The sequence below is a fragment of the Streptomyces sp. NPDC058678 genome (assembly GCF_042714835.1).
Taxonomy (GTDB): Bacteria; Actinomycetota; Actinomycetes; order Streptomycetales; family Streptomycetaceae; genus Streptomyces.
In genome coordinates this window covers 35,235-60,998 of sequence record NZ_JBHXSG010000046.1, presented here as the reverse complement: position 1 = coordinate 60,998, position 25,764 = coordinate 35,235, and the positions used below count along the sequence as shown (strand labels likewise).

The window sequence follows — 25,764 nt, the reverse complement described above, 5'->3', positions numbered from 1 at the left end:
TCTTCCGGCTCCCCGACGAGCGGACCGACCGCATCGCCCCCGAGGTCACCTCGGCCTGGCACGGCTGGGCCTACGACGAGACGGAGACCGGCCCGGTGCCCCTCGGCGCCCGCACGGCCGAGGACGCCCCGACCGACCCCGGCACCGCCCCGGTCCTGGTCGACGGGTCGGCGGCCCTCGTACTGAGGCAGGAGGGCGGCTGGACGTACAACCTGTTCGCGTCCCGGCCACCAGCGGAGCAGGCCGACGTCACCGCGGCGCGCGCGTTTCGGCCGAGACGCGGCTGCCGTCGGCGCTGGAGCTGAGCGACACACCGGGGCGGCCGGTCGGCCCTCTCCGCCCCGGTGACGTTTCTCGTCCACAGCCGGTGCCGTGCCGGTGCCAGTGCCAGTGCCACGCCGGTGCCAGTGCCACGCCGGTGCCGGTGCCACGCCGGTGCCGGTGTCGGTGCCACGCCGGTGCCGGTGTCGGTGCCACGCCGGTGCCAGTGTCGGTGCCAGTGCCGGTGCCGGTGCCACGCCGGTGCCAGTGTCGGTGCCAGTGCCGGTGCCGGTGCCACGCCGGTGCCAGTGCCGATGCCAGTGCCGCCTCGGCGCCGCGCCGTTTTGCCGAACCGGCAACACTCCTCGCGCCCGGCCACCGCCGACCCGCAGGATCGACGTACGAGCCGCAGCGCAGCCGCCCGTGGGCGTGCCGCCGCCGCACCCGACGTACGCACGGAGGACGCATGCCACAGCAGGCCGCCCAGCTCAGGGACGTCACCCACCATCTGCTCCCCGGCCCCGCCGGCCGCGTTCACGCGGCGGAGCTGGGTGAGGGACCGATGGTCCTGCTGCTGCACGGCTTCCCGGAGTCCTGGTACTCGTGGCGTCACCAGCTGCCGGCCCTGGCCGCCGCCGGCTACCGCGCGGTCGCCGTGGACGTGCGCGGATACGGGCGTTCGTCGAGGCCGGACGCGGTGGAGGCGTACGGGATGCGCCACCTGGTGGCGGACAGCGCGGCCGTGGTCGAGGCGCTCGGAGAGCGGTCCGCGGTGGTCGTCGGACACGACTGGGGCGCGACCATCGCCGCGCACTGCGCGCTGTTGCGCCCCGACGTGTTCCGCGCGGTCGGCCTGCTGAGCGTGCCGTACTCGCCGCCCGGCGGCCCCAGGCCGAGCGAGATCTTCGCCCGACTGGGCGGCGGCGAGGAGGAGTTCTACGTCTCCTACTTCCAGGAGCCGGGCCGGGCCGAGCGCGAGATCGAACCGGACGTACGCGGCTGGCTGGCCGGTTTCTACGCCGCCCTCTCGGCGGACACCATGCCCGCGCCCGGCGCCCCCGACCCGCACTTCGTGAGCCCCGGAGGAACCCTCCGCGACCGCTTCCCGGCCGACCGGCTGCCGACTTGGCTCGGCGAGGCGGAACTCGACGTGTACGCCAGGGAGTTCGAGCGCACCGGTCTGACCGGCGCCCTGAACCGCTACCGCGCCATGGACCACGACTGGAAGGACCTCGCCGACCTCACCGGCGCCCCCGTCACCCAGCCGTCCCTGTTCCTCGGCGGCACCCTGGACGCCTCGACGACCTGGCTGGCGGACGCGATCGAGGCCTTCCCCGCCACCCTTCCCGGCCTGCGCTCCTCACACCTTCTCGACGGCTGCGGCCACTGGATCCAGCAGGAGCGCCCCGAGGAGGTCAACCGCCTGCTGACCGCCTGGCTGGGCGCACTGCCCACCGGCTGAGCGGCGTGGCGATGAGTTTCGGGGGCGTGCCGGGTCTATGCGTTGACCGAAGCCCTCGAAGCACCTGGGAGATGTGATGAGTGCCGTGGTGATGCACGACGTCGTTTCCGTGGACGGCTTCATCGCCGACGCGGACGACCAGGTCGGCCCGCTCTTCGACTGGTACTCCAACGGCGACGTCCCGCTCAACGAGTACGCCAAGGTCTCACAGACCTCGGCGGAGTACGTCGGGCCGATGTTGGCGCAGATCGGGACACTCGTGGTCGGCCGCCACGTCTTCGACATGACCGACGGCTGGGAGGGGGTACCGCCCGCGGGCGAGCACCTGGTCGTCGTGTCGCACCGGCCGAGGCCGAAGGGCTGGCACCCCGAGGCGCCGTTCCACTTCGTCGACGACGTGGCCCGGGCGATCGCGAAGGCGAAGGAACTCGCGGGGGAGCGCACGGTCGCCGTGGCCGCGGGCGACGTCGGCGGCCAGGCGCTCGCGCTCGGCCTGGTGGACGAGGTGGCGATGGACGTCGTCCCGGTGGTCTTCGGCTCGGGCAAGCGGTATTTCGGATCGGTCGACGCCAGGCATCTGCTCGAGGACCCGCACGTCGTGATCCAGGGCGACCGGGTGCTGCACCTGCGGTACCGGGTCCGCCGCTAGGGACGCGGGTTCAGCGCAGGTCGAGCCGCATCAGGATCCGGGGATGACCGGCCAGCACGGAGGTGGTGTCGGCGGCGTGGACGAACCCGGCGCGCTCGAAGTTCTTCCGGATCCCGGCGTACGCCATCGTCAGGTCGACCCTGGCGTCCCCGTTGTCGAGGGGGTACGCCTCGACAACGGGCGCGCCGTGGGCGCGGGCGAAGGCGACCGCGCCGGCGATGAGGGCGTGGGAGATCCCCTTCTTCCGGTGTCCGGGGCGCACGCGGACACACCACAGGGACCACACCGGCAGGTCGTCGACGTGCGGGATCTTGCGGCTGTGCGCGAAGGAGGTGTCCTCGCGCGGCGCCACGGCGGCCCAGCCGACCGGCTCGTCACCGTCGTAGGCGAGCACCCCCGGCGGGGGTCCCGCACGGCACAGCTCGGCGACGTACTCACCGCGGGCCGGCCCGCGCAGCTCGTTGTTGAGCCTGGAGGGGATCCGGTAGCTCAGGCACCAGCAGACATTGGCCCCGGGTGACTTCGGGCCGAGGAGCCTACGGACGTCCTCGAAGACCGAAGCCGGGCGCACCTCGACGGTCATGGCACCACCGTGTCACGGCGTTCCGGGCGACGCGAGCACACCCGTTCGCATGAACCACCCGAAGGAACTCGCCACCCAAAATCGAACAGGCGTAGCATTGTGCCGTGGCTACGACCTATGACTTTCCGAGTGACCTCCTCGCCGGTCAGGAGGAGCTGCATCAGGTCCGGGCCGAGCTGTCGGCCCTGCTCAAGCGGCTTCCCTGGTCGGTCGAGCCCCTGGACGGCTTCAGTGACGCGGGCGGCTGGCGCAAGGTGGAGCGGCCCGCCTCCCCCGGCTGGACGGCCGACGAACAGGCCGCGGTGGAGAAGCTCCGTCGCCGGGAGCACGAACTGGCGGTCTTCGTGAGCGGCCACCGCTTCTGGGCGGAGATCGCGGCGCCGGAACTGGTGGACGCGCGCATGAAGCTGAAGCACGCGCACGAGACGCCGGAGAAAGAGGGTTCCTGAACCACGAAGACCCCGGCCATGGTCGGCCGGGGTCTTCTCCTGGTGTGGGCGCGGACGGTTTCGAACCGCCGACATCCTGCTTGTAAGGCAGGCGCTCTACCCCTGAGCTACGCACCCGAGACGAGTCGACAGCCTACATTGCCCGGGGCACTGCCCCGCAAACCCGTATCCCGGTGGGCATCCATGGCCCCCGTCCCCCGCCGCCATCCCTGGCCGGCATCCCGGCCGACCCCGAGACCGGCCCGGGGGTTATCCCCACCGGCAATCCGGGAGCGGCCCGGATGCCCGCGCGAGGCCGGGATCCGTACGGTCGAAGAGCGTCGTAGCAGGAGCTTCGCCGCTCGTCCCAGGGGGAGATCGTCATGGCCCGTACCGTTCCCGTCCGTGCCGTCGCCGTAGCCGGTGTGGTCGCGGCTCTCGTCGCCGGTGCCACCGCGTGTGGTGCCGCCGCCGCGGACGACAAGGATCCCGACCACCGGTCCTTCGCCCTGCGGGGCGAGACGCTCACGATCGACTCCGACGACTCAGCACTGGAGATCGTCGCCGCCGACTCGCACAAGGCGGGCACGGTCGAGGTCACCCGCTGGTTCCAGGGTTCGGTCGCCCTCGGCAAGGACCCCGAGGTGACCTGGTCCATGAAGGACGACCGGCTGAAGCTGCGGCTCAAGTGCACCGGCGTCGTCGCCGACTGCGCGGCCAAGCACCGGATCGAGGTGCCGCGCGGCATCGCGGTGAACGTCGTGGACGGCGACGGCAGCGTGCGCGCGCGGGGCTTCGAGGACGCGCTGAACATCCGTACCGGCGACGGTTCGGTGCGCGTCACCGACTCCAGCGGCCCGCTGGAGCTGCGGACCGGCGACGGCTCGGTGCGCGCCGAGGTCTCCTCGCGCGAGGTGCGCACCCGGACCGGCGACGGCTCGGTCCACCTCGAACTGGGCGCCGTACCGGACCTGGTGGAGTCCCGCAGCGGCGACGGATCCGTGACGATCGCGCTGCCCGACGCCACGTACCGGGTGAGGGCCGCAACGGGCGACGGCGCCGAGGACATTTCGGTGCCCCGGGACGACTCCAGCTCCCACGTGGTGTCCGCGCGGACGGGCGACGGCAAAGTAACGGTCCGTACGGCGAACTGACCGGCCCGTGTGTTCGTCCTTAACCGGTGGGAGAATGACAGCGGGCAAGGTCGAACACAGCACGGGAGAGGGATGTGACGGCGACACCTTCGCAGCCGTACTCGCCGTTGGTGCCGCACGCACACCCTCCTGTGCGTCACGCACTGCGGGACACCCTCGCCCTGCTCGGACTGCCCCTCGTGGTCGCGCTCGCGCTGCCCACCGCCTTCGCGAGCGGCGGGGGCAGCGGCACCCGGCGCTGGTTCGGCGGGCGCGCGGAGAGCCAGCGGGCCGAGGCGCAGTCCGCGAAGGACGCCGCCGCGGCCGCGTTCTACGAGCTCGACACCGCCCAGCGCGATCTGCGGATCTCGATAGAGACCATCACGGCCGTCGACGACTCGCCCGCCGCCCGGCGCGCGGTCGCCGACTTCCAGGCGATCAGCACCCGCATCGACGAGGCCAGCTTCCAGTACATCAACGCCGTCGACGCGCACGACCTGGACCGCGACGACCTGGAGGCCTCGGCCGCCGCGCAGGCCCGCACCGAACTCACCCGGGCCAAGGACGAACTGGGCCGGGTCAAGCAGGACCTCGACCGGTTCACGACCGGGCTCGGGCCGCTGCTCGGCAAGGCCGAGACCCAGCTGGCCCGTCTCGCCCCCGCCGTCGAGCGGGCCCGGCAGGGACTTCTGGCGGCGTCGAACGCGCTCGACGCGGTACGGGAATCAGGGCTGAAGGCGGACGACCTGGCCGCCCGGCTCGCCACCCTCGCTCCCGAGCTGACCAAGCTGAACCAGGGCGCCGGAGCGCATGGCGTCCCCCAGACGCTGGAGCGGGCCGAGCGCGTGGCGCGGGAGGCCGAGTCGGTCCGGGTGGAGGCCGAGCGGCTGCCGGAGCGGGCCGCCGAGATCGACCACCGGCTGGTCTCCCTGCGCACCCGCGCCCAGGCCCTCACCACCCGCGCCGAACAGGTCGACCCGGTCCTCAGCGAGCTGCGGCGCCGCTTCGTGGCCGCCTGCTGGCAGGACCTCCAGCACGTGCCCGACCAGGCCGCGGAGAACGTGGCGCAGGCCGAGCTGAAGCTGCGCGAGGCCCGCGCCGCCCGCGACGAACAGCGCTGGCCGGACGCGACCGCCCTGCTGTCCACGGTCCGGGCGCTGCTGAACACCACCGACGAGTCCGTCTCCGCCGCCGGGGACCGGCTGCGCCGGCTGAACGAGGTGCAGAAGGACCCGCGGCAGGAGATCGACCGCACCCGCTTCGCCATCCGGGACGCCCAGCGCCTCGCGATGGCCGGCCGTAACACCCCCGACCCCCGCCACGCCCGCCCCCTGGACGACGCGGTCGCCCGCCTCGACCGCGCGATCGGCACGCTGGAGGGCCGCCACCCGGACTACTGGCACTTCCTCACGGAGACCGAGGCGGTCCGGCAGTCGGTGGCGCGGGTGGTGGGCCAGATCCGGGACGAGCGCGGGTCCGGGCACTGACTCGCCCCTGCGGCATCGGGCGGACGCCGGTTAACCTGTGCCCATGCCTCGCTATGAGTACCGCTGCCGGACCTGCGGCGACACCTTCGAACTGAGCCGTCCGATGGCGGAGTCCTCCGCCCCTGCCGACTGCCCCGCGGGCCACGACGACACGGTCAAGCTCCTGTCGACGGTGGCGGTCGGCGGCTCGGCCTCCGCACCCGCCCCGGCACCCCGGTCGGGCGGCGGTGGCGGGGGCGGTTGCTGCGGCGGGGGCTGCTGCGGCTGACCGCGTTCATCGGTGTACGGCTGCCGCGGCGTACGGCTGCCGCGGCGTACGGCTGCCGCGGCGGCCGGTGTCGGGCCGCCGCAGGCGGGTGCGGGACGTGAGCGCGAACTCGTAGGCCTCAGGGCCGTACAGCCGCCCTCACGCCCACCCGCTCACGGCCCTCCAGTCGGCCGCCACCACGCGCGTCCGCTCAGGCCCTTCAGCCGTCCACGCCCACCCGCTCAGGCCCTCACACGGCCCCTTGCCGCGCTTCCCGCAGGAACTCCCGCAGGATCCGCTCCCCCGCCAGCACGCCCCGCTCCGGCAGCGCGCTGATCATCGGAGCGCTCCAGTCCGCGTCGGCCAGCTCGCCGTGGCCCGGGCGCCAGCCCCGGTCCGCCGCCAGGAGCAGGTCGGCGTCGAGGAGGGAGTCACCCGCGGCGAGGGTGAGTTCGGCGCCGGTGCGGCGGGCGACCTCGCGCATGGCCGCGCTCTTGGTGAGCGGCTTCGGGACGGCGTAGATCTTTCGGCCCTGGAGGGAGACCGTCCAGCCGCGGTTCTCCGCCCAGACGGCGAGCTCCTTCACCCACTCCTCGGGGAGCAGTTCGCGTTCGACGACCAGGTAGACGAACAGGTCCTCGGCGATCCGGTGCTTGCGCACCCAGAGCGGGTCGGCCGTCTGCATCAGGTGCTCGCGCACCTCGTCGAGCGGCGCGCACTCGTCGGCCAGCCGGGCCGTCACCCGCGCGTGCCAGTCGGGGTCGGAGACCCCGTCCACCAGGAGGTGACCTCCGTTGGCGCAGATCGCGTACGTGGGCTCGGGGCCCGGCAGGTTGATGCGCTGGTACTGCTTGCGGGTCCGGGTCGTGGTCGGCACGAAGACCGCCGCGTCGCCCAGCTCGGCGAGCAGGGCGGCCGAGGTCTCCGTCATGTAGGACAGCGGCTTGCTCTCGTGCACCTCGACGCACAGCAGCCGGGGCGCCCGCGCGTCCGGCATGGTCAGCGCGAGGGCCGCGGCGGAGTAGATGAGCGTACGGTCGAGGTCACTGGCCACCAGCACCGGCATCAGACCGTCACCGCCCTGCCGTCGGCGCCCGTCGCGCCCCGCGTGTACTTGGGGTGGATCAACCCCACGCAGGTGTACGGGAGTTCGGCGACCTCTTCCACCGGGACACCTCTCTGTTCGGCCAGCAGACGCACGTGGTCGAGGTCGGCGCCCGCCCCGGCCCGCGCCAGGATCTTCCAGGGCACCCGGCGCAGCAGCACCCGGGTGGTCTCGCCGACACCGGGCTTGACGAGGTTCACGTCGTGGATGCCGTACTCCTCGCTGATGCGCTCGACGGCCGCCCAGCCCTCCCAGGTCGGGGCGCGGTCGCCGGACAGCAGCTCCTTGGCCTGTGCGTCGACGGCATCCACCACCTCGGGGAAGCGGGCGGCGACCGCGTCCAGGAAGGCCACCGACACGTCGGCGCCCGCGAGTTCGCGGTAGAACTTCGCGCCGTGGAAGTCGTTCGGGCCGACCAGGTCCGCGCGCAGGACGGTGCGCGAGATCAGGCCGGACACCGTGGAGTTGAGGCACGCGGACGGTATGAGGAAGTCCTCGCGGGTGCCGTACGTCCGCACGCACGAGCCCGGGTCGGCGAGCACCGCGATCTCCGGGTCGAAGCCGGCCGCACCGCCTGCGGTCTCGAACTCCTTGACGGCGTCGGCGAGTTCACGGGTGATGGCGCCCTTGCCGGTCCAGCCGTCGACGAAGACGACGTCGCGCGGGTCGTGGTGGGCGGCCAGCCAGCGCAGCGCGTTGGCGTCGATGCCCCGGCCGCGCACGATGGAGACGGCGTAGTGCGGCAGGTCGAGGCCGTGCCGGAACTGGGCCCAGCGGCGCATCAGCACGCCGACGGGCGTGCCCGCGCGAGCGAGCGAGACGAGCACCGGCCGGGGCGACCGCTCGGTGAGGACGAGCTCGGTGACCGCGCCCACCGCCAGCGCCAGTCGACCCGCCGACGCGTCCAGCGCCGTGTGGAACAGCTCCTGGTACTGCTCGCTGGGCTGGTACTCCACCGGCAGCGACTCGGCGTAGTGGGCGCCGCCGCTCTGGATGGCCTCCTCGCGCTCCTCGGTCGGCGCCTCCAGCGTCACGTCCGAGAGGTCCTGGAGCAGCCAGCCGACCTCCTCGGGCGGGTACGAGGAGAAGGCGGGGCCGCGGAGGGGCTCGGGCAGCATGGCGGATCTTTCTCCAGGGGTGACGGCGGCGTACAGCGGCTCGGGCACGTACGCGGGCACGACCGCGAGGACGACGTGCGGGGTGTGGGCGGCCAGCCGGTCCAACAGGCCGCCGGGCGCGTGCAGTCCGGGCGTGTCGGCGGCCGAGTCGACGACGGCGACGACGGTGTCGAAGCCACCGCCCGCCACGTTGTAGGCGTAGCGCTCGCCGGGGCCGTCGGCCGGGTCGTCGTGGGCGGGGAAGACGAGGCGGCTGCGGATCGCGTAGCCCGGGTCGTCGACCGCGAGGACGGGCGAGCGGGTGGTGGTGGAGTAGCGCACTTCAGCGTCCGCGACCTGCTCCAGCTCGCGGGCCAGCCGCAGCGGCGCGTACATCAGCTCCTCGAAGCCGAGGACGAGCACCCGCCGGGCCTGTGCGGGCAGCGCCTCGGCGAGCCGGGCGGCCATGGCGGGCAGGGCGCCCTCCAGGCGTATTCGGTGCTGCGGCGTGAAGCCGTGCCGCCCGCCGTCGGGCAGGCCCCGGGGCCAGCGCAGGTCCACACGGGTGATCCGGCCGTACGACGCCTCCTCGGGCGCCGTCGTCCCGGGCGCCGCCGCCTCGTACCGGGCGACGAGCTCCTGCCCCTTCTCCAGCACCCCTTCCGGAAGCCGTACGGTCCCCGAGGCTGCCGTCACCAGGTCCACCCGGGCGCCGATCTCCCGGGCGAAGACGTCCAGGCGCCCGGCGTCGGCAGGCGAGCGCATGTCGACCAGGGCGACCACCACGTACCGTCCGCGCGGATAGCGTTCGTGCAGGTCACGGATGGTGTTGAGGATCGTGTTCCCGGTGGAGAACTCGTCGTCGACCAGGACCAGCGGCCCGTCCCCGGCCAGCAGCGCCGGGTCCTGGGGCAGCAGCAGGTGGGAGGTGGCGTGCGAGTGGGCCTCCTCGAAGCCGCCGGCCGTGGCGACACCCCGGACCGGGCGGCGGGTGGAGTGCAGGTAGGGGGCGAGGCCCAGGCCGTCGGCGACGGAGTGGCCGAGGCCGGTGGCGGTCTCGGCGTAGCCGAGGACGACGGCCCCGCGGGCCTCGTCGGTGCCGAGCAGCTCGCGGACCCGGCGGCCGAGGGCGAAGCCGTGGCCGTAGACGACGGACGGCGACTGCGGGACGTGCTTGCCGAGCACGTTCGACACGAGCAGGTGCGCCCGCTTGGGGTTGCGGCGCAGTGCCAGCCCCAGCAGACCGGTCAGCTCGTCGTCGCCCACCAGTTCGACACCGAGTCGCTCGGCGACCCAGCTGCCGGACCAGACGGCCTTGTTCACTGCGTGATTCATGCGTCCCTTGTTGTTCGGCGGTCTCACTCGGGGATTCCGGCCGCGAGCAGCTCCACGAAGCCGATGTCCTCGTTCGCCACACCGAACACCTCGGCGCGCAGCAGGGTCCGCTCGGCCCAGGCGCGATGCGGCTTCACTTCATTCATTTTGTTCGTGTAAGCCGACTTGAGCACACCGCCGCCGCCGCGCTCGGGCCGCAGGATGTCGTGGGCGTCACTGAACTCCTCGTGACTGACCACGGAGAGTGCGTGCACGGGGAGCACGTGGGAGGGGTGGATGCAGGTCTTTCCCTGCAGGCCGTTGGCCTGGTCGAGGGTGATCTCGCGCAGCAGGCCGTCCATGGCGTGCTCGATGAGCGCCTCGCGCAGCTCCTCGGCCTGGCCCTCCAGGAAGGGGCTGCGGCGCAGCTGCGGCTTGAACATGCGCTCCTGGACGCGGAAGTACTCCCACACCGGCCCGGTCACCGTGAACCCGGTGCCGTCGGCCCGGCCCATCATGTTCACCACGTCGGCGATCACGGAGGCGACGACCTGGACGTCGTAGGCGGTCATGTCCGGCGCCCTGCGCAGGCCGTACGAGGAGCAGAAGTCGGTCACACCGAGGCGCAGCGCCAGGACGCGCTCGCGGTACTTGTCGACCGCGCGGGAGATGCCCTCCAGGGTGTCCACCCGCGACTCCCGGTACAGCAGCTCGGGCGACTCCAGCACGGGCATCGCGAAGAGCCGCCGCCCGCTCGCCGACTCGGCGGTCCCCAGCGCCTCCAGGAAGGGGATCCCGCGCTCCTCGGTGAACTTCGGCATCACGAACCCGGACAGCAGCCGGGCGGCGGGGCCGAGACGTCGTACGAGGTCGGGGATCTGCTCGGGGGTGCGGACCCGGATGAACAGCAGCGGCGGGTCCATTCCCTCGCGCCCGGCGAGGTCAGTGAACTGCCGTACGAGGTTCTCCTCGGCGTCCACGACGTCCTCGTCGCCGATCGAGTCCTCCAGGCACAGCACCATCGAGACCACGCCGCGCCCGGTCTGCTTGACGATGTCGTCGGCGAGCCGCGGCCGGGTGGCCGGACTGTAGAGCGTGGCACCCAGGGCCACGGAGAGCAGCCGGGCCGAGGAGTCCGCGGTGAACTCGCAGGGCTCCTGGTGGAAGAGGCGCTGCCGCACCTCAGGGGCGATGTGCCCGAAATGACGCATAAAACTCCCCCGTGGATGCTGATCGACCTCCTGCGGGCTGTCCACAGGTGGCCGGTAATAGTACGTAGGGATCCATGTCACAGGTTCCCGCACGGCATGAACTTCAGGTAACGCGGACACGCACAGCCAAACACACGGATCTGCCACCCCGCGTTGTCGTGACCAGGACCGAGAAGGCAGGATGACCGCATGACGCACGCGATGCTGAAGGGGTCGAACGTCCCGCTCGAAGCCACAACGGTACGCGCTGTGCTGCGCTGGGCGCCCGGCCAGGGAGTACCGGTCGTCGACGCCTCGGCGCTGCTCCTCGGCCCCGACGGTCGTGTGCGATCCGACGAGGACTTCGTCTTCTACAACCAGCCCCGTCATCCCTCGGGAAAGGTCCGGCTGCTCGGCAAGAAACGTGTCGCCGAGGGCCCCACGGACACGATCCAGACAGATCTGGTCGGTGTCGAGTCCGATGTCAGCCGGATTCTTCTGGTCGCTTCCGCGGACGACGTCACCTTCGACCGCGTACAGGGCCTGCGCATCCTGCTGTACGACGCCGCCCGCACCGAGGGCGAGCCGCTGGCCCACTTCGACATCAAGCCGGAGACCGGCCAGGAGACCGCCCTGATCTGCGGTGAGCTGTACCGCCGCGGCGAGGGCTGGAAGTTCCGCGCCCTGGGCGAGGGCTACTCCAACGGCCTGCAGGGCCTGGCCACCGACTTCGGCATCGCGGTGGACGACTCGGAACAGCAGGAAGCCCCGGACGGGGCCGTGACGCAGGAGGCACCGGAGATCTCCCAGCCCCTGCCCCCGGAACAGCCGACGATGGTCCCGACGCAGCCGGCCTACGGCTACCCCCAGCAGCCCGTCCCCACGGTCCAGCCGTCGTACGGCTACCCGCAGCCGGTGACGGCGATACCGGCCCAGGAGTTCCGGCTGCCGCCGCAGGGGCCGCAGTTCATCGGCCGCTAGGGGAGACGCCCCACGGGGCGTCGGGAACCATACGACAGGGCACGCCCAGGACCGGGCGTCAGCGTTCCGCCTTCGCCTTGTACCCCCGGCCCCACTGCAGTCCCCACCCGTACAACCGGTCCAGCTCCGCCTGGAACCCGTAGACGAACTTCACCTCACGCCGGACGACCAGCTCGCCCTTGACGTTCTCGATCATCACCACCGCACACGACCGGGCCTGGGGATGCCGCTCGTCGAGGCCTATCTCGATCCGCGGCCCGTTGCTCGGATACAGCGTGACGATCGCGTGCGTACGGTCGAAAGCCGGCGTCTGGTCGTAGATGTACACGAACACCAGCAACCGCTTGATCGCGTCCCGGTGGTCGAGGTTGACGTACATCGTCTCCCCGGACGCCGACCCGAACCGGTCGTCCCCGCTGAGCTTCACGTACGGCGCCCCGTTGATCTCCCCGAGGAAGCCCCCGAGCGGCTGCACGACCCCCTTGGTGCCGTCCTGGAGCTCGTACAGGCATCCCAGGTCGAGGTCGACGTTGACCATGCTCTGGCTGTGCCCGAGCACCTCCGGCGGCTTGAGCGCCCTGAAGGGGTGCCGCAGCAGACTCTCCCGCTGGGAGCCGCCGAAGTCGGACGTCCGCATCCGCCAGGCCAGGTTGACGCGCAGGTGCCCGGTGGCCGCGCCCTGCTTGGTGAGGGAGACCTGGCTGTGCCGCTTGGTCAGCTCGATGGAGTTGGTCGCCGCGTTGCCCGAGTCGAAGTCGGACTCCCGCCCGCGCCGGAGCCCGTCGAAGAAACCCATTCCCGCCCCCACCTTCACGTCAAAGACCGGCGGGGCGGCGCCGAGGAGTCGCCTCGTCGCCGCCCCGCACAGAGCGTTCCTCACCCCGGGGGGTGTCACACCCCGGACGACACCTCAGTCTTGTCGTCCGTGCCCGCTTTTCCCTCGGCCGCTGCCAGTGCCTTGTTGCGGCGCACGGAGGACCAGAAGGACCAGCCGATCAGGGCCACACCGATGAGACCGGTGATGAGTTCGCTGATCTGGTACTGGATGGTGACCAGGAGGAGCACGGCGAGGGCGCCGATCGCGTAGTGCGCGCCGTGCTCCAGGTAGACGTAGTCGTCGAGGGTGCCCTGCCGGACGAGGTACACGGTCAGCGACCGGACGTACATCGCGCCGATGCCGAGGCCCAGCGCCATCAGGACGATGTCGTTGGTGATGGCGAAGGCGCCGATCACGCCGTCGAAGGAGAAGGACGCGTCCAGGACCTCGAGGTAGAGGAACATGAAGAACGCGGCCTTGCCGGCCATGACGACCGCCGAGCGGGGCTTGCCCTGGCGTTCGGCGGCTTCCTCCTCCTCGTGCTCGCGCTCCTCCTGCTCTTCGAGCCTGTCCTCGAAGAAGCCGGAGAGACCGCCGACGATCATGTAGGTGATGAGGCCGCCGACACCGGACAGGAGGACCGTCTCCGCCTTGTCGGCGTGTGTGCCGCCGTGCTGGTGGGCGTTGGCCGCGAAGGTCATCGCGGAGATCAGCAGCACGATCAGGGCGATGCAGACCGACAGCATGTCGATCTTGCCGAGCTTGGCGAGCGGCCGCTCCAGCCAGCCCAGCCACTTGATGTCCCGGTCCTCGAAGATGAAGTCGAGGAAGATCATCAGCAGGAACATGCCACCGAAGGCGGCGATCGACGGGTGAGCGTCGGTCACCAGCTGCTCGTAGCGGTCCTTGTCGGTGAGGGCGAGGTCGACGGCCTCGATCGGGCCCATCGAGGCACTGACGGCGACGATGACGACGGGGAAGACCAGTCGCATGCCGAACACGGCGATGAGCACGCCGATGGTGAGGAAGATCTTCTGCCAGAAGGCGCTCATCTTCTTCAGGATTCCGGCGTTGACCACTGCGTTGTCGAAGGACAGCGAGATCTCGAGGATGGAGAGGATCGCCACAACACCGAAAGCGGTCCACCCCCCGTAGAAGACCGCCGCGACGAGGCCGAGCGCGGTGACCGCGAACGACCAGCCGAAGGTTTTCAGAACCACTGGCTACCCAATCCTGTAAGTACGGGTCATTACCGCGCCGTACTCGGCTTTACGAAACATTGACTCCGAAGTCTAGAGCGATGCCCCGCAAGCCCGACGCGTACCCCTGCCCCACCGCCCTGAACTTCCATTCGCCCTGGTGCCGGTAGACCTCACCGAAGATCATCGCGGTCTCGGTGGAGGCGTCCTCGGAGAGGTCGTAGCGGGCGAGTTCCTGTCCGTCCGCCTGATTGACCACGCGGATGAAGGCGTTGCTGACCTGGCCGAAGGTCTGGCCGCGGTTGTCCGCGTCGTGGATCGAGACCGGGAAGACGATCTTGTCGACGTTGGCGGGCACCTTGGAGAGGTCGATCAGCAGCGACTCGTCGTCGCCCTCGCCCTCACCGGTGAGGTTGTCGCCGGTGTGCTCGACCGAGCCGTCCGGGCTCTTGAGCTGGTTGTAGAAGACGAACCACTCGTCGCCCAGCACCCGCCCGTTGTTGCACATCAGCGCGCTGGCGTCGAGGTCGAAGGGCGCGCCGGTGGTGGAGCGCGCGTCCCAGCCGAGCCCGACCATCACCTGAGTGAGGTTGGGTGCGGCCTTGGACAAGGAGACATTGCCTCCCTTGGCGAGCGTGACGCCCATGATGCTGGTCCCTCCCCGAGAGTTCTTCTCTGCTTGTCCTGCACGTTCGGCGCCGCACGCAAACGGTGCGGCGCCGGACGATGAGACCCGAGGTCCGATCAGACGTTGACGCCGAAGTCCTGTGCGATGCCGCGCAGGCCCGAGGCGTAGCCCTGGCCGATGGCGCGGAACTTCCACTCCGCGCCGTGGCGGTAGAGCTCGCCGAAGACCATGGCGGTCTCGGTGGAGGCGTCCTCGGAGAGGTCGTACCGGGCGATCTCGGCGCCGCCGGCCTGGTTCACCACGCGGATGAACGCGTTGCGCACCTGGCCGAAGGACTGCTGGCGGTTCTCGGCGTCGTAGATCGACACCGGGAAGGTGATCTTTTCGACGTCGGCCGGGACGGCGGCGAGGTTGACCTTGATCTGCTCGTCGTCACCCTCGCCCTCACCGGTGAGGTTGTCGCCGGTGTGCTCGACCGAGCCGTCCGGGCTCTTGAGGTTGTTGAAGAAGATGAAGTTCGCGTCGCTGGAGACCTTGCCGGATGCCTCCAGCAGCAGTGCGCTGGCGTCCAGGTCGAAGTCGGTGCCGGTGGTGGTGCGGATGTCCCACCCGAGACCGACGATGACCGCGGTCAGGCCAGGAGCCTCCTTGCTCAGAGATACGTTGCCGCCCTTGCTGAGGCTGACTCCCACGAGTCCTCCATTGGTGTCCAGGGGCGGGGAGCCCCGCCGTGCGTTCGATGTCGGATCAACGAGTCGATCCTAGTGACGGGTTCCCGCACCACGCATGGCTTGGAACCGAAGAATCACAGGGTGTCGAGCGCCTTGACGTACTCGTTCAGGTCACGCGCGTCCGGCAGGGCGTTGACGACGGTCCAGCGCACGACGCCCTCCTTGTCGATGACGAAGGTGCCGCGCACCGCGCAGCCCTTGTCCTCGGCGAAGACGCCGTACGCGCGGGAGACCTCGCCGTGCGGCCAGAAGTCGCTGAGCAGCGGGTAGTCCAGGCCCTCCTGCTCGGCGAAGACGCGCAGGGTGTGGATGGAGTCGTTCGAGACGGCGAGCAGCTGGGTGTCGCGGTCGGCGAACTGCGGCAGGTGGTCGCGCAGCTCGCACAGCTCGCCGGTGCACACGCCGGTGAAGGCGAAGGGATAGAAGAGCAGCACGACGTTCTTGCTGCCGCGGAAGTCGGACAGCTTCACGGTCGCGCCGTGGTTGTCCTTGAGCTCGAAGTCGGGGGCCTTGTCGCCGACCTGGATCGCCATCGCCTCGGATGTCCCTTCGTGGGCTGTTCGGGTGAGAACACCCTACGCAGCGATCACCGAGGGCCTTCGGACGGGCTGGGGGTCTCGGCCACTGCCGAGCTGAGCCCAGCCCGTCCGGCGCTGCGGGCTACTTCTTGGACTTGGCGGCCTTCGGCGTCACCAGCCGGCTGCCACTCCAGTCCTTGCCGACGCTGACGCTCTTGGACGCGGACAGCCCTGCCGTGGTCGCGGCTTCAGAGATGTCGCTCGGCTCCACGTAGCCGTCCCGGCCGGTCTTCGGGGTCAGCAGCAGGATCGAACCGCCCTCTTCGATGTACGTGATGGCATCCACCAGTACATCGGTCAGGTCGCCGTCCTCGTCGCGGAACCACAGCACAACGGCGTCGGCGACGTCGTCGTATTCCTCGTCCACGAGGTCTGTGCCGATGACTTCCTCAATGGCCTCGCGGAGTTCCTGGTCTACGTCGTCGTCGTAGCCGATCTCCTGGACCACCTGCTCGGGCTGGAACCCCAGCCTGACGGCAGGGTTCGTCCGCTCCTCCGCGTGGTCCGCGGTCGCGCTCACGGGTTGCCTCCTGATCATGTTCTTGGATGGGGGTCCCCCCGAGCCCTTCAAGGGCTTGGGGGAGTCTCAGCCACGCGCGTGCGCGAAGCATTGGCCGTAGTCCACACGGGCGGGGCGGATCGCGCAAGTACCCGGCCGTTCAGACCGCCGAAACGGTGACGATACCGGCCGTGTCGCCGCAACCCGCGGCACACCGTCCCGAGTCCGAGTGACGCAGCACACACCTTTCTGCCCTGTTTGTGCGTTTGGGAACCCCACCTGGGGGCGCCCGTGCGTCCGAAGCCTTGATTACCTCACAGTAGAGATGACGTTTGCGACGGCGAGGTACACGATGGGGATCGGTGCAGGCATACGAAAACCCCGAGGAAACCCTCGCAAAGCAGCCCTCTGACAGGTAAGGAACAGCGTGGCTTCCGGATCCGATCGCAATCCGATCATCATTGGCGGCCTTCCGAGTCAGGTTCCTGACTTCGACCCCGAGGAAACCCAGGAGTGGCTCGACTCCCTCGACGCCGCCGTGGACGAGCGCGGCCGGGAGCGGGCCCGCTACCTGATGCTCCGGCTCATCGAGCGCGCCCGCGAGAAGCGCGTGGCCGTGCCCGAGATGCGCAGCACGGACTACGTCAACACCATCCCCACCAGGGCCGAGCCGTTCTTCCCGGGCAACGAGGAGATCGAACGCCGGATCCTGAACGCGACCCGGTGGAACGCCGCGGTCATGGTCTCGCGCGCCCAGCGGCCCGGCATCGGCGTCGGCGGCCACATCGCCACCTTCGCCTCCTCGGCCTCGCTCTACGATGTCGGCTTCAACCACTTCTTCCGCGGCAAGGACGAGGGCGACGGCGGCGACCAGGTCTTCTTCCAGGGCCACGCATCGCCGGGCATCTACGCCCGCGCGTTCCTGCTGGACCGCCTCAGCGACCAGAACCTGGACGCGTTCCGCCAGGAGAAGTCGAAGGCGCCCTACGGCCTGTCCAGCTACCCGCACCCGCGGCTGATGCCGGACTTCTGGGAGTTCCCGACCGTGTCGATGGGCCTCGGCCCGATCGGCGCGATCTACCAGGCCCGGATGAACCGCTATCTGCACGCGCGCGAGATCGCGGACACCTCGAAGTCGCACGTCTGGGCGTTCCTCGGGGACGGCGAGATGGACGAGCCCGAGTCGCTCGGCCAGTTGTCCATCGCCGCCCGTGAAGGCCTGGACAACCTCACCTTCGTCGTCAACTGCAACCTCCAGCGGCTCGACGGCCCGGTGCGCGGCAACGGCAAGATCATCCAGGAGCTGGAGTCGATCTTCCGGGGCGCCGGCTGGAACGTGATCAAGCTGGTGTGGGACCGCACCTGGGACCCGCTGCTGGCGCAGGACCGCGACGGCGTGCTGGTCAACAAGATGAACACCACGCCGGACGGGCAGTTCCAGACGTACGCCACCGAGACGGGCGCGTACATCCGCGACCACTTCTTCGGGGACGACCACCGGCTGCGCGCGATGGTCGAGAACATGACCGACGACCAGATCCTGCACCTCGGGCGCGGCGGTCACGACCACCGGAAGATCTTCGCGGCGTACAAGGCGGCCGTGGAGCACAAGGGCCAGCCGACCGTGATCCTCGCCAAGACGATCAAGGGCTGGACGCTGGGCCCGAACTTCGAGGGCCGCAACGCCACGCACCAGATGAAGAAGCTGACGGTCGCCGACCTCAAGGGCTTCCGCGACCGGCTGCACCTGCCGATCTCCGACAAGGAACTGGAGTCGGGCCTGCCGCCCTACTTCCACCCGGGCCGGGACTCGGAGGAGATCCAGTACATGCACGACCGCCGCAACTCGCTCGGCGGTTACGTCCCGACGCGCGTCGTGCGCTCGCAGCCGCTCGCGCTGCCGGACGACAAGACGTACGCGACCGTGAAGAAGGGCTCGGGCCAGCAGTCCATCGCGACGACCATGGCCTTCGTCCGTCTCCTCAAGGACCTCATGCGGGACAAGGAGATCGGCAAGCGGTTCGTGCTGATCGCGCCGGACGAGTACCGCACCTTCGGCATGGACTCGTTCTTCCCGAGTGCGAAGATCTACAACCCGCTCGGCCAGCAGTACGAGGCCGTGGACCGGGACCTGCTCCTCGCGTACAAGGAGTCGCCGACCGGGCAGATGCTGCACGACGGCATCTCCGAGGCGGGCTGCACGGCCTCGCTGATCGCCGCGGGTTCGTCGTACGCCACGCACGGCGAGCCGCTCATCCCGGTGTACGTCTTCTACTCGATGTTCGGTTTCCAGCGCACCGGCGACCAGTTCTGGCAGATGTCCGACCAGCTGGCACGCGGTTTCGTCCTGGGCGCGACCGCCGGCCGTACGACCCTGACCGGTGAGGGCCTCCAGCACGCGGACGGCCACTCGCAGCTGCTCGCCTCGACCAACCCGGGCTGCGTGGCGTACGACCCGGCCTACGGCTTCGAGATCGCGCACATCGTGCAGGACGGTCTGCGCCGGATGTACGGCGAGACCGCCGACGGCAAGGTGGGTGAGGACGTCTTCTACTACCTCACCGTCTACAACGAGCCGATCCAGCACCCGGCCGAGCCCGAGAACGTGGACGTCGAGGGCATCGTCAAGGGCATCCACCGCTTCGCGGCGGGCACCGCGGGATCCATCCCGGCGCAGATCATGGCGTCCGGTGTGGCCGTGCCCTGGGCGGTCGAGGCGCAGAAGATCCTCGCCGAGGAGTGGAACGTGAAGGCCGACGTCTGGTCGGCGACCTCCTGGAACGAGCTGCGGCGCGAGGCCGTGCGGTGCGAGGAGCACAACCTGCTGCACCCCGAGGAGGAGCAGCGGGTGCCGTACGTGACGCGGAAGCTGTCCGGCGCGGAGGGGCCGTTCGTGGCCGTGTCCGACTGGATGCGGTCGGTTCCGGACCAGATCGCGCGGTGGGTGCCGGGGACGTACCAGTCGCTGGGCGCCGACGGCTTCGGCTTCGCCGACACCCGCGGGGCGGCCCGCCGGCACTTCCACATCGACGCGCAGTCGATCGTGGTGGGCGTGCTGACCGAGCTGGCCAAGGAGGGCAAGGTCGACCGGTCGGCTCTGAAGCAGGCCATCGACCGGTACCAGCTCCTCGACGTCTCGGCGGCGGACCCGGGGGCCGCGGGCGGCGACGCGTAGCACTGCGCGGCGTGCACGGCTGAAGGGCGGTGGGGCCCGTGTCCCCACCGCCCTTACCACTTCTTTACGATGCCGTCATGAAGGAACAACCGGCGCAGGTGCGTTGGGAACGGCGCACCCAGCGACCCCTGCTCGCGCTCGCGGTGGTGTTCGCCATCGCCTATGCCGTGCCCATCGTGGTCGACCCGGCGAGCCGGTCGCTGACCTTCGCGTGCACGGCGGTCGAGTGGGTGGTGTGGGGGGCGTTCGCCGTCGACTACCTCGTACGGCTGGTCCTCGCCGAGGATCGCCGGCAGTTCGTACGGAGGCACTGGCTGGACCTGTGTGCGGTGGCGCTGCCGCTGCTCCAGCCGCTGCGACTGCTGCGGCTGGTGTCGACGCTGCTGCTGGTGCAGCGGCGGGCGCGGATGGCCTCGCAGATCCGGCTGACGACGTATGTCGCCGGGGCTGTGGTCGGCCTGCTGATGTTCGGGTCGCTGGCCGTGCTGTCGGTGGAACGGGAGTCGGCGGACGGGAACATCAGGACGCTGGGTGACGCGGTGTGGTGGTCGTTCACGACGATGACGACCGTCGGGTACGGGGACCACGCGCCGACCACCGGGCTGGGCCGGATGATCGCCGTGGGACTGATGCTGTCCGGCATCGCGCTGTTGGGTGTGGTGACCGCGAACATCGCCGCGTGGTTCATCGCGCGGTTCGAGAAGGACGACGTGGAGGAGCGGCGGCAGACCGAGGCGATCCGGACGCTGACCGACGAGGTGCGGGCGTTGCGGGACGAGGTTGCGGTGTTGCGGGAGCGGTCGCTTCGGCCCTGAGCCGGTGCGCGAGCGGTCACTTCGGCCCTGCGACCGTGCGCGAGCGGTCACTTCGGCCCTGAGCCGGGCCGGACATGAAGGCGGGCCCCCGGTCGTCCCACCGGGGGCCCTTCCCTCACTCGCCCCGGGTCAGAACATCCCGCTGCCCGGGGTTGCCGCTCCCGCCAGCCAGATGACGGCCAGGAGCGTGTCGATGGCGCCCAGTACGAGGGCGACCAGGGCCGGGACGGGGCGACTGCCCGCCCAGCTGCGGCCCATGGCGAGCCAGCCGCAGACGATCGCGACGGGGCCGAGGATGATCCCCAGCACGAAGAATCCGGCGATCGCGCAGATGACTCCGATGATTCCGAGCGTCGCGCGATCCGTCCCGCTCCGTGACCACGTCCGGCTACGTGAACGGGGGTGCCTGCGCGTTCCTTGTCCGAAGCCCGCCATCATCAACTCCCAGAACCCCTCGGTGAATTCGGGTCGTTCTCGGGTTCGTTGAAGCGGGTACCCCAGGCTGGGTTCCTAATCCCCCTCGCCTGCTGCCGGTTCGACTCCGGCCTTGCGGCGCGCCGCCCCCCTCCGGCAGCGCGCCGCAGATCCGGTCGCCCTCGTTCGTCGTACGAACGTCCCGAACTTGCCTGGGGAACATGCCGTACGGAGGGCCAGACCCACTGTGGCCCGCGGCGCGTACCGGGTGCGAGGAATCTTTAGCGTTGTCACCCTGATAGGGGAACTTGCAGTATTTCTCGCGGGGTTCGTCAGATGTGTCCGACGCCCGCGCCCGCCTCCGCGTTCTGACCTCGCTTGGTGAGCAGGGCGACCAGGACGGCGACGACGGCGACTCCGGCGGCGACCAGGGACGCCAGGCTCATGCCGGAGATGAAGGTGTCGTGCGCCACGTCGGCGATCTTCGTGGCGATCGCCTCCGGCGTGCCCTTGGCGACCGGGGGGACGCCGACCTGGACCGCTTCCGCGGCCTGGTCGAGCTGGGTCGGCGTGAGCTCCGGGAGCCCCGCGTCCTTCCAGTTGCCCGCGAGGTCGCTGTCCACCTTGGAGGCCATCACGGCGCCGAGGACGGCGGTACCGAGGCTGCCGCCGATCTGCATCGCCGCCTGCTGGAGTCCGCCGGCGACACCGGAGAGCTCCATCGGGGCGTTGCCGACGATGACTTCGGTGGCGCCGACCATGACGGGCGCGAGTCCGAGGCCCAGCAGGGCGAACCAGAGGGACATGACGGCGCTGCCGGTGTCCGTCTCCAGCGTGGACATCCCGAACATGGCGATCGCCACGGCGGCCATGCCGCCGGCCAGCGGGACGCGCGGGCCCAGCTTGGTAATCATCGCGCCCGCCAGCGGGGAGCCGACGATCATCATCCCGGTGAGCGGAAGCAGGTGCAGACCCGCGTCGATCGGGCCCATACCGTGCACGTTCTGCAGATAGAAGGTGACGAAGAACAGGCCGCCCATGAAGGCTATCGCCATGAGGACCATGAGGACGACACCCGCCGACAGCGGGACCGAGCGGAACAGCGCCAGCGGGATCAGCGGCTCCTTGACCTTCGTCTCCCAGAAGGCGAAGAGCGCGAAGCCGACGACGGCGGCGAGGAGGAAGGTCCAGGTCGTGCCGGAACCCCAGCCCCATTCCGGGGCCTTGATGAGCGCCCACACCAGGCAGAACATGGCCGCCGACAGCAGGGCGATGCCCAGGATGTCGAAGGAGCGCGGGGCGTTCTCGGCACGGTGGTCGACCAGCATCACCACGCCGAGGGCGACGGCGAGGATGCCGACCGGCACGTTGATGAAGAACACCGACTGCCAGTTGACGTGCTCGACCAGGACGCCGCCGAGGATCGGGCCGCCCGCGGTGGAGGCGCCGATGACCATGCCCCAGATGCCGATGGCCATGTTGAGCTTCTCGGCCGGGAAGGTCGCGCGCAGCAGGCCGAGCGCGGCCGGCATCAGCAGGGCGCCGAACAGGCCCTGCAGGACCCGGAAGGTGATGACCAGCGCGATGCTGTCGGACATGCCGATCGCGCCCGAGGCGGCGGCGAAGCCGACCACGCCGATCAGGAAGGTCTGGCGGTGGCCGAAGCGGTCACCGAGCTTGCCCGCGGTGATGAGGCAGACCGCGAGGGCGAGGAAGTAGCCGTTGGTGATCCACTGGACGTCGGCGAAGCTCGCCTTCAGATCCGACTGGATGGCCGGGTTGGCGATGGCCACGATGGTGCCGTCCAGGGCCACCATCATGACCCCGACGGCCACGGTTATGAGGGTGAACCAGGGGTGGCCGCGCAGCCCGCTGGCAGGCGACCGGTCCGACGGGGGTGTTGGCGCCTTGTCCCCCGGCCCCGTCGCGTCGATGGTGGTCTGACTAGTCATGCGTGCGAGGCTAATGACAGCCGCTGACAATTGACAAACCAATTCACAAGTCGGTAACTGTCAGGACAGTGATTGTTATCCACGAGGAGTGGCCCATGACCACGGCGTCACGGCCGGGACTGCGCGAGCGCAAGAAGCAGCGCACCCGCGACGCGCTGATCCGGGCCGCCCACGAACTGTTCACCGGCCGCGGCTACGAGCAGACGACGGTCGACGACATCACCGAGGCGGTCGACGTCTCGCAGCGCACCTTCTTCCGCTACTTCGCGAACAAGGAGGAAGCCGCGCTCGCCGTCCAGGAGATGACGGTGGAACGCTTCGTCGAGTCGGTGCGCGAGCGTCCGGCGCACGAGGCTCCGATGGAAGCGCTGCGGCAGGCGGTCCTGGAGGGCTGGGACACGCTCAACGAGATCGTCGAGTCCGTCGTACCGGTGGAGCTGCATCTGCGCATGTACCGGGTGATCGAGTCGACGCCCGTCCTGCTCGCCGCCCATCTGCGTCGCTCCGCGGAGGCCGAGGAGACCATCGCGCGGGTGCTGGCCGAGCGCGAGGGCCTCGACGTGGACACCGACCCGCGCCCCCGGCTGACGGTGGCCGTCTTCAGCGGGGTGATCCGGGTGACGGAACGGCAGTGGAGCACCGGCGAGGACCTCAGCCTCGACGCGATGCGGTCGTTGACGGTCGCGTACCTCGAACAGGTGGGCCCCGCACTGACCGGAAACTGGCGAACGGCCTGAAGGCGCCCGCACTATGCCCCGAAGAGCCCTCTTTGTCCAAACGTGATTCACGCCACTTGGTTAACGCGAGACCCAGTCGTTCTCCTAGTGTGTCCTTTCAGTGACTTCCTTCGACACCTCGCCGCAACTGAACGTCTGGCGCGCACTGCTCGCGCTGGCCGTGGTGTTCGTGATGCTGGCCACCACCGGCTGGACCGCACTGCGCAGCCAGCGAAGCTCCACCGCGCTGCAGACCTCGCTCTCGGAGTGGGAGCACGGCCGCGTCGCCGGGCACCGGCTCCCGGACCCGCAGGAGACGTCCCCCCACCGTCTCGCCCGGTTCTTCGCCTCGCTCACCCCGCAGCAGCGCGCGAGCCTCGCCCGGCGCTATCCGCTTGCCGTCGGCAACATGAACGGCGCCCCCGTCGAGCTGCGCTACCGCGCCAACCGCATCGCCCTCGGGCAGGCCCGCAAGGTCGAGCTGAAACGCATGCACGACGTACGGCTCACCCCGGACGGGCAGCGGGAAGCCGGGCGGCGCATGCACCGCTACGTCTCGCTGATGAGCAAGGACCGCCACATCCTCGCCTTCAACCCCGACGGCTCCGGCCGGGTCGCCGAGGTCTTCGGCAACCTGAAGAAGGCGGAGCGGGTCTCGGTCGTCGTCCCCGGCGTCGACACCGACCTGCTCACCTTCCAGCGGACCTCCCGCCAGTACTCCGCGCCGGTCGGCATGGCCACCGCCCTGTACAAGGCCGAGCGCACGGCGAGCCCGTCGACACGCACGGCCGTCATCGCCTGGGCCGACTACACCGCGCCCAGCGGACTCGGCATCGACTCGGCCACCGCGATGCGCGCGGCGGACGGCGCGATCCGGCTGAACGCGCTGGTGCGCGCCCTGCCCGGGTCCACCCCCGTCTCCCTCTTCTGCCACAGCTACGGCTCCGTGGTGTGCGGCCTCGCCGCGCACACGCTGCCGGACCGGGTCGCCGACATAGCGGTGGCCGGCAGCCCCGGGATGCGGGTCGCGAAGGCGTCCCACCTGCGCACCTCCGCGCAGGTGTGGGCGATGCGGGACGCCGAGGACTGGGTGCAGGACGTGCCGTACCTGGAGGTCGGAGGGCTCGGTCACGGGGCGGACCCGATGTCCGCCGCGTTCGGCGCACGCGTGCTGTCGGCGCGGGGCGCGGACGGGCACAGCGGATATTTCGAACCGGGCACGGAGAGCCTGCTGAACTTCGCCGAGATCGGCATTGGCGCATACCGCTCGGTGCACTGCGCGGGCGATACCGAAGCCTGCCGGACGGGTTTGTCCGCGACGGCGTCGGCCGGACGCGCGTAGAGAAGAAGGAATCGCGGTTTGCGCGGGGAGGGGACGAAGGAGCTCGTGCCGCATACGATGAGCCGCATGGGTGACGTACTGGCCGGATTTCATGCCGCCTGGGAGTTCGAGTCCGACTCCATGCTCATCCGCTACGAACGGGGGATTCGAACACCCAAGCTCTTCCAGGCGCTGGGGGAACGACGTGTCCCTCTCGACGCGCTCGCCGGGGTGACGCTCACGCCCGGCAGACGCGGGACGGTGGTACTGCGCGCCGAACCGCGCCCCGGGGCCGATCCGTTGATGGAGGTGGCCGAGGGGCAGCTCAAGGAGGGGTGCGATCCGTACCGGCTGGTGCTGCCCGCCGAGAAGGAGACGCTCGCCGAGTACTACGCCGACGAGCTGCGTGCGCAGCTGAAGCAGGACGCAGGGCCGACCGACGGGTTCCTGGTGCCGGCTCCCGAAGTGCCGCTGCAGTTCAAGGCGTACGACGGGAAGGCGTCCTTCGACGGCCGGACCGTGCACTTCCGGTGGTTCTGGACCGGGGCGTCGTCGGCGAAGTGGAAGGCCGGCGACCAGAGTTTCCCGGTGTCCGAGCTGACCGGGGTTCAGTGGCGGTCACCGGAGGTGTTCGAGGGGCATCTGCGGCTGCTGCGCGGGGAGGCTCCCCCGATGCCGGCCGACCAGGATCCCGCCGCCGTGGTGTTCGGGCTCGGATACGGGCCCGTCCACGAGTCGTTGCCGTTCGCCGCGGCGGTACTGGCGGCGGTCCGGAAGCGCTCCGCGGTGCCGGCGGTCCCGACGGCGGCCATGCCGCGCCGGGACCCCGCCGACATCGCCGAGCGGATTCGGCACCTTGGGGAACTGCATCAGGCGGGGCTGGTGACGGACGAGGAGTTCTCGGTGAAGAAGGCCGAGTTGTTGGCTGAGCTTTGAGGGTTCGTTGTCGGGTGCGGGCCGGATGTGGCTGGCCGCGCAGTTC

At 70.3% G+C, this 25,764-nt stretch carries 25 protein-coding genes and 1 tRNA gene; 13 read left to right on the top strand and 13 right to left on the bottom strand.

Going from position 1 to position 25,764, the window contains the following annotated elements; all coding sequences use genetic code 11:
• Positions 1 to 95: 95 nt before the first annotated feature.
• The 3 genes from ACFWWR_RS33470 (at position 96) to ACFWWR_RS33460 (ending at position 2,372) form a co-directional block, all read left to right on the top strand.
• The gene (locus ACFWWR_RS33470) at positions 96 to 305 is read left to right on the top strand and encodes a hypothetical protein (protein ID WP_383871299.1); all 210 of its coding nucleotides are present in this window, start codon (positions 96 to 98) and stop codon (positions 303 to 305) included.
• 422 nt (positions 306 to 727) lie between these two features.
• Complete coding sequence (locus tag ACFWWR_RS33465; RefSeq protein ID WP_384307231.1) at positions 728 to 1,723, top strand: alpha/beta fold hydrolase; 996 nt, start codon at positions 728 to 730, stop codon at positions 1,721 to 1,723.
• A gap of 76 nt (positions 1,724 to 1,799) precedes the next feature.
• Entirely contained in the window at positions 1,800 to 2,372 is a 573-nt protein-coding gene (locus tag ACFWWR_RS33460; protein WP_384307228.1) for a dihydrofolate reductase family protein, read from the top strand.
• Positions 2,373 to 2,382: 10 nt separating this feature from the next.
• Here ACFWWR_RS33460 and ACFWWR_RS33455 read toward each other — a convergent pair whose 3' ends face one another.
• Positions 2,383 to 2,955, bottom strand: coding sequence for a GNAT family N-acetyltransferase (locus ACFWWR_RS33455; RefSeq protein WP_383871293.1), 573 nt, complete (start codon positions 2,953 to 2,955; stop codon positions 2,383 to 2,385).
• Between the two features lie 104 nt (positions 2,956 to 3,059).
• Between ACFWWR_RS33455 and ACFWWR_RS33450 the strand changes: the two genes are divergently transcribed.
• A complete protein-coding gene (locus ACFWWR_RS33450; protein ID WP_383871290.1) occupies positions 3,060 to 3,404 on the top strand; it encodes a hypothetical protein in 345 nt (114 codons plus the stop codon).
• Positions 3,405 to 3,449: 45 nt separating this feature from the next.
• Here ACFWWR_RS33450 and ACFWWR_RS33445 read toward each other — a convergent pair.
• Positions 3,450 to 3,521 (bottom strand) — tRNA-Val (locus ACFWWR_RS33445).
• A 245-nt stretch (positions 3,522 to 3,766) separates the two neighbouring features.
• On the opposite strand from ACFWWR_RS33445, the gene ACFWWR_RS33440 reads away from it, so the two are divergent.
• From ACFWWR_RS33440 to ACFWWR_RS33430, 3 genes are all read left to right on the top strand, one after another.
• Entirely contained in the window at positions 3,767 to 4,537 is a 771-nt protein-coding gene (locus tag ACFWWR_RS33440) for a DUF4097 family beta strand repeat-containing protein (protein WP_384307225.1), read from the top strand.
• A 74-nt stretch (positions 4,538 to 4,611) separates the two neighbouring features.
• Complete coding sequence (locus ACFWWR_RS33435) at positions 4,612 to 6,003, top strand: hypothetical protein (protein ID WP_384307222.1); 1,392 nt, start codon at positions 4,612 to 4,614, stop codon at positions 6,001 to 6,003.
• A gap of 43 nt (positions 6,004 to 6,046) precedes the next feature.
• Positions 6,047 to 6,271 carry a zinc ribbon domain-containing protein gene (locus tag ACFWWR_RS33430; RefSeq protein ID WP_383871282.1) on the top strand — a complete coding sequence of 75 codons (225 nt, stop codon included), beginning with the start codon at positions 6,047 to 6,049 and terminating at the stop codon, positions 6,269 to 6,271.
• A 229-nt stretch (positions 6,272 to 6,500) separates the two neighbouring features.
• On the opposite strand, the gene ACFWWR_RS33425 is transcribed toward ACFWWR_RS33430, so the two are convergent.
• From ACFWWR_RS33425 to ACFWWR_RS33415, 3 genes are read right to left on the bottom strand one after another with little or no spacing between them, the layout of a single operon-like run.
• Positions 6,501 to 7,316: an HAD family hydrolase gene (locus tag ACFWWR_RS33425; protein WP_384307220.1), complete on the bottom strand. Its 816-nt coding sequence runs from the start codon at positions 7,314 to 7,316 to the stop codon at positions 6,501 to 6,503.
• A complete protein-coding gene (locus ACFWWR_RS33420) occupies positions 7,316 to 9,787 on the bottom strand; it encodes a phosphoribosyltransferase (RefSeq protein WP_384307217.1) in 2,472 nt (823 codons plus the stop codon). The genes ACFWWR_RS33425 and ACFWWR_RS33420 overlap by 1 nt, the downstream gene beginning before the upstream one ends.
• Before the next feature lie 23 nt (positions 9,788 to 9,810).
• A complete protein-coding gene (locus ACFWWR_RS33415; RefSeq protein WP_384307214.1) occupies positions 9,811 to 10,977 on the bottom strand; it encodes an HpcH/HpaI aldolase/citrate lyase family protein in 1,167 nt (388 codons plus the stop codon).
• Between the two features lie 189 nt (positions 10,978 to 11,166).
• On the opposite strand from ACFWWR_RS33415, the gene ACFWWR_RS33410 reads away from it, so the two are divergent.
• The gene (locus tag ACFWWR_RS33410; RefSeq protein ID WP_383871271.1) at positions 11,167 to 11,937 is read left to right on the top strand and encodes a TerD family protein; all 771 of its coding nucleotides are present in this window, start codon (positions 11,167 to 11,169) and stop codon (positions 11,935 to 11,937) included.
• 58 nt (positions 11,938 to 11,995) lie between these two features.
• Here the strand turns inward: ACFWWR_RS33410 and ACFWWR_RS33405 are convergent, their stop codons facing one another.
• From ACFWWR_RS33405 to ACFWWR_RS33380, 6 genes are all read right to left on the bottom strand, one after another.
• Positions 11,996 to 12,733, bottom strand: a complete 738-nt coding sequence (locus tag ACFWWR_RS33405; protein ID WP_383871268.1) for a Tellurium resistance — start codon at positions 12,731 to 12,733, stop codon at positions 11,996 to 11,998.
• Positions 12,734 to 12,828: 95 nt separating this feature from the next.
• A complete protein-coding gene (locus ACFWWR_RS33400) occupies positions 12,829 to 13,974 on the bottom strand; it encodes a DUF475 domain-containing protein (protein ID WP_383871266.1) in 1,146 nt (381 codons plus the stop codon).
• A 49-nt stretch (positions 13,975 to 14,023) separates the two neighbouring features.
• A complete protein-coding gene (locus ACFWWR_RS33395; protein ID WP_383871263.1) occupies positions 14,024 to 14,599 on the bottom strand; it encodes a TerD family protein in 576 nt (191 codons plus the stop codon).
• Positions 14,600 to 14,697: 98 nt separating this feature from the next.
• Positions 14,698 to 15,273: a TerD family protein gene (locus ACFWWR_RS33390; RefSeq protein ID WP_383871260.1), complete on the bottom strand. Its 576-nt coding sequence runs from the start codon at positions 15,271 to 15,273 to the stop codon at positions 14,698 to 14,700.
• 113 nt (positions 15,274 to 15,386) lie between these two features.
• The gene (locus tag ACFWWR_RS33385; RefSeq protein WP_383871258.1) at positions 15,387 to 15,845 is read right to left on the bottom strand and encodes a peroxiredoxin; all 459 of its coding nucleotides are present in this window, start codon (positions 15,843 to 15,845) and stop codon (positions 15,387 to 15,389) included.
• 127 nt (positions 15,846 to 15,972) lie between these two features.
• On the bottom strand, positions 15,973 to 16,410 hold the full coding sequence (locus ACFWWR_RS33380; RefSeq protein ID WP_217240558.1) for a DUF3052 domain-containing protein: 438 nt from the start codon (positions 16,408 to 16,410) through the stop codon (positions 15,973 to 15,975).
• 406 nt (positions 16,411 to 16,816) lie between these two features.
• Here ACFWWR_RS33380 and aceE point away from each other — a divergent pair, with 406 nt between their 5' ends.
• Both aceE and ACFWWR_RS33370 read left to right on the top strand, forming a co-directional pair.
• Positions 16,817 to 19,564, top strand: a complete 2,748-nt coding sequence (aceE, locus tag ACFWWR_RS33375; protein ID WP_384307211.1) for a pyruvate dehydrogenase (acetyl-transferring), homodimeric type — start codon at positions 16,817 to 16,819, stop codon at positions 19,562 to 19,564.
• A 77-nt stretch (positions 19,565 to 19,641) separates the two neighbouring features.
• Positions 19,642 to 20,379 carry an ion channel gene (locus ACFWWR_RS33370; protein WP_384307208.1) on the top strand — a complete coding sequence of 246 codons (738 nt, stop codon included), beginning with the start codon at positions 19,642 to 19,644 and terminating at the stop codon, positions 20,377 to 20,379.
• Positions 20,380 to 20,508: 129 nt separating this feature from the next.
• On the opposite strand, the gene ACFWWR_RS33365 is transcribed toward ACFWWR_RS33370, so the two are convergent.
• Together ACFWWR_RS33365 and ACFWWR_RS33360 are read right to left on the bottom strand one after the other, a co-directional pair.
• The gene (locus ACFWWR_RS33365) at positions 20,509 to 20,817 is read right to left on the bottom strand and encodes a small hydrophobic protein (protein ID WP_383871249.1); all 309 of its coding nucleotides are present in this window, start codon (positions 20,815 to 20,817) and stop codon (positions 20,509 to 20,511) included.
• A 308-nt stretch (positions 20,818 to 21,125) separates the two neighbouring features.
• Complete coding sequence (locus ACFWWR_RS33360) at positions 21,126 to 22,745, bottom strand: MFS transporter (RefSeq protein WP_383871246.1); 1,620 nt, start codon at positions 22,743 to 22,745, stop codon at positions 21,126 to 21,128.
• 95 nt (positions 22,746 to 22,840) lie between these two features.
• On the opposite strand from ACFWWR_RS33360, the gene ACFWWR_RS33355 reads away from it, so the two are divergent.
• The 3 genes from ACFWWR_RS33355 to ACFWWR_RS33345 all read left to right on the top strand — a co-directional run bounded on the left by ACFWWR_RS33355 (position 22,841) and on the right by ACFWWR_RS33345 (position 25,718).
• A complete protein-coding gene (locus tag ACFWWR_RS33355; protein ID WP_383871243.1) occupies positions 22,841 to 23,482 on the top strand; it encodes a TetR family transcriptional regulator in 642 nt (213 codons plus the stop codon).
• 100 nt (positions 23,483 to 23,582) lie between these two features.
• Entirely contained in the window at positions 23,583 to 24,803 is a 1,221-nt protein-coding gene (locus tag ACFWWR_RS33350) for an alpha/beta hydrolase (RefSeq protein WP_383871240.1), read from the top strand.
• 57 nt (positions 24,804 to 24,860) lie between these two features.
• The gene (locus tag ACFWWR_RS33345; protein WP_383871361.1) at positions 24,861 to 25,718 is read left to right on the top strand and encodes a DUF4429 domain-containing protein; all 858 of its coding nucleotides are present in this window, start codon (positions 24,861 to 24,863) and stop codon (positions 25,716 to 25,718) included.
• The last annotated feature ends 46 nt before the right edge of the window (positions 25,719 to 25,764 follow it).

Bases quoted from the DNA above. Each gene is read 5' to 3' on its own strand.
- ACFWWR_RS33465 (WP_384307231.1), top strand. From the start codon at position 728: ATGCCACAGCAGGCCGCCCAGCTCAGGGACGTCACCCACCATCTGCTC.
- ACFWWR_RS33460 (WP_384307228.1), top strand. From the start codon at position 1,800: ATGAGTGCCGTGGTGATGCACGACGTCGTTTCCGTGGACGGCTTCATC.
- ACFWWR_RS33455 (WP_383871293.1), bottom strand. From the start codon at position 2,955: ATGACCGTCGAGGTGCGCCCGGCTTCGGTCTTCGAGGACGTCCGTAGG.
- ACFWWR_RS33440 (WP_384307225.1), top strand. From the start codon at position 3,767: ATGGCCCGTACCGTTCCCGTCCGTGCCGTCGCCGTAGCCGGTGTGGTC.
- ACFWWR_RS33430 (WP_383871282.1), top strand. From the start codon at position 6,047: ATGCCTCGCTATGAGTACCGCTGCCGGACCTGCGGCGACACCTTCGAA.
- ACFWWR_RS33425 (WP_384307220.1), bottom strand. From the start codon at position 7,316: ATGCCGGTGCTGGTGGCCAGTGACCTCGACCGTACGCTCATCTACTCC.
- ACFWWR_RS33420 (WP_384307217.1), bottom strand. From the start codon at position 9,787: ATGAATCACGCAGTGAACAAGGCCGTCTGGTCCGGCAGCTGGGTCGCC.
- ACFWWR_RS33415 (WP_384307214.1), bottom strand. From the start codon at position 10,977: ATGCGTCATTTCGGGCACATCGCCCCTGAGGTGCGGCAGCGCCTCTTC.
- ACFWWR_RS33410 (WP_383871271.1), top strand. From the start codon at position 11,167: ATGACGCACGCGATGCTGAAGGGGTCGAACGTCCCGCTCGAAGCCACA.
- ACFWWR_RS33405 (WP_383871268.1), bottom strand. From the start codon at position 12,733: ATGGGTTTCTTCGACGGGCTCCGGCGCGGGCGGGAGTCCGACTTCGAC.
- ACFWWR_RS33395 (WP_383871263.1), bottom strand. From the start codon at position 14,599: ATGGGCGTCACGCTCGCCAAGGGAGGCAATGTCTCCTTGTCCAAGGCC.
- ACFWWR_RS33385 (WP_383871258.1), bottom strand. From the start codon at position 15,845: ATGGCGATCCAGGTCGGCGACAAGGCCCCCGACTTCGAGCTCAAGGAC.
- ACFWWR_RS33370 (WP_384307208.1), top strand. From the start codon at position 19,642: ATGAAGGAACAACCGGCGCAGGTGCGTTGGGAACGGCGCACCCAGCGA.
- ACFWWR_RS33365 (WP_383871249.1), bottom strand. From the start codon at position 20,817: ATGATGGCGGGCTTCGGACAAGGAACGCGCAGGCACCCCCGTTCACGT.
- ACFWWR_RS33360 (WP_383871246.1), bottom strand. From the start codon at position 22,745: ATGACTAGTCAGACCACCATCGACGCGACGGGGCCGGGGGACAAGGCG.
- ACFWWR_RS33355 (WP_383871243.1), top strand. From the start codon at position 22,841: ATGACCACGGCGTCACGGCCGGGACTGCGCGAGCGCAAGAAGCAGCGC.
- ACFWWR_RS33345 (WP_383871361.1), top strand. From the start codon at position 24,861: ATGAGCCGCATGGGTGACGTACTGGCCGGATTTCATGCCGCCTGGGAG.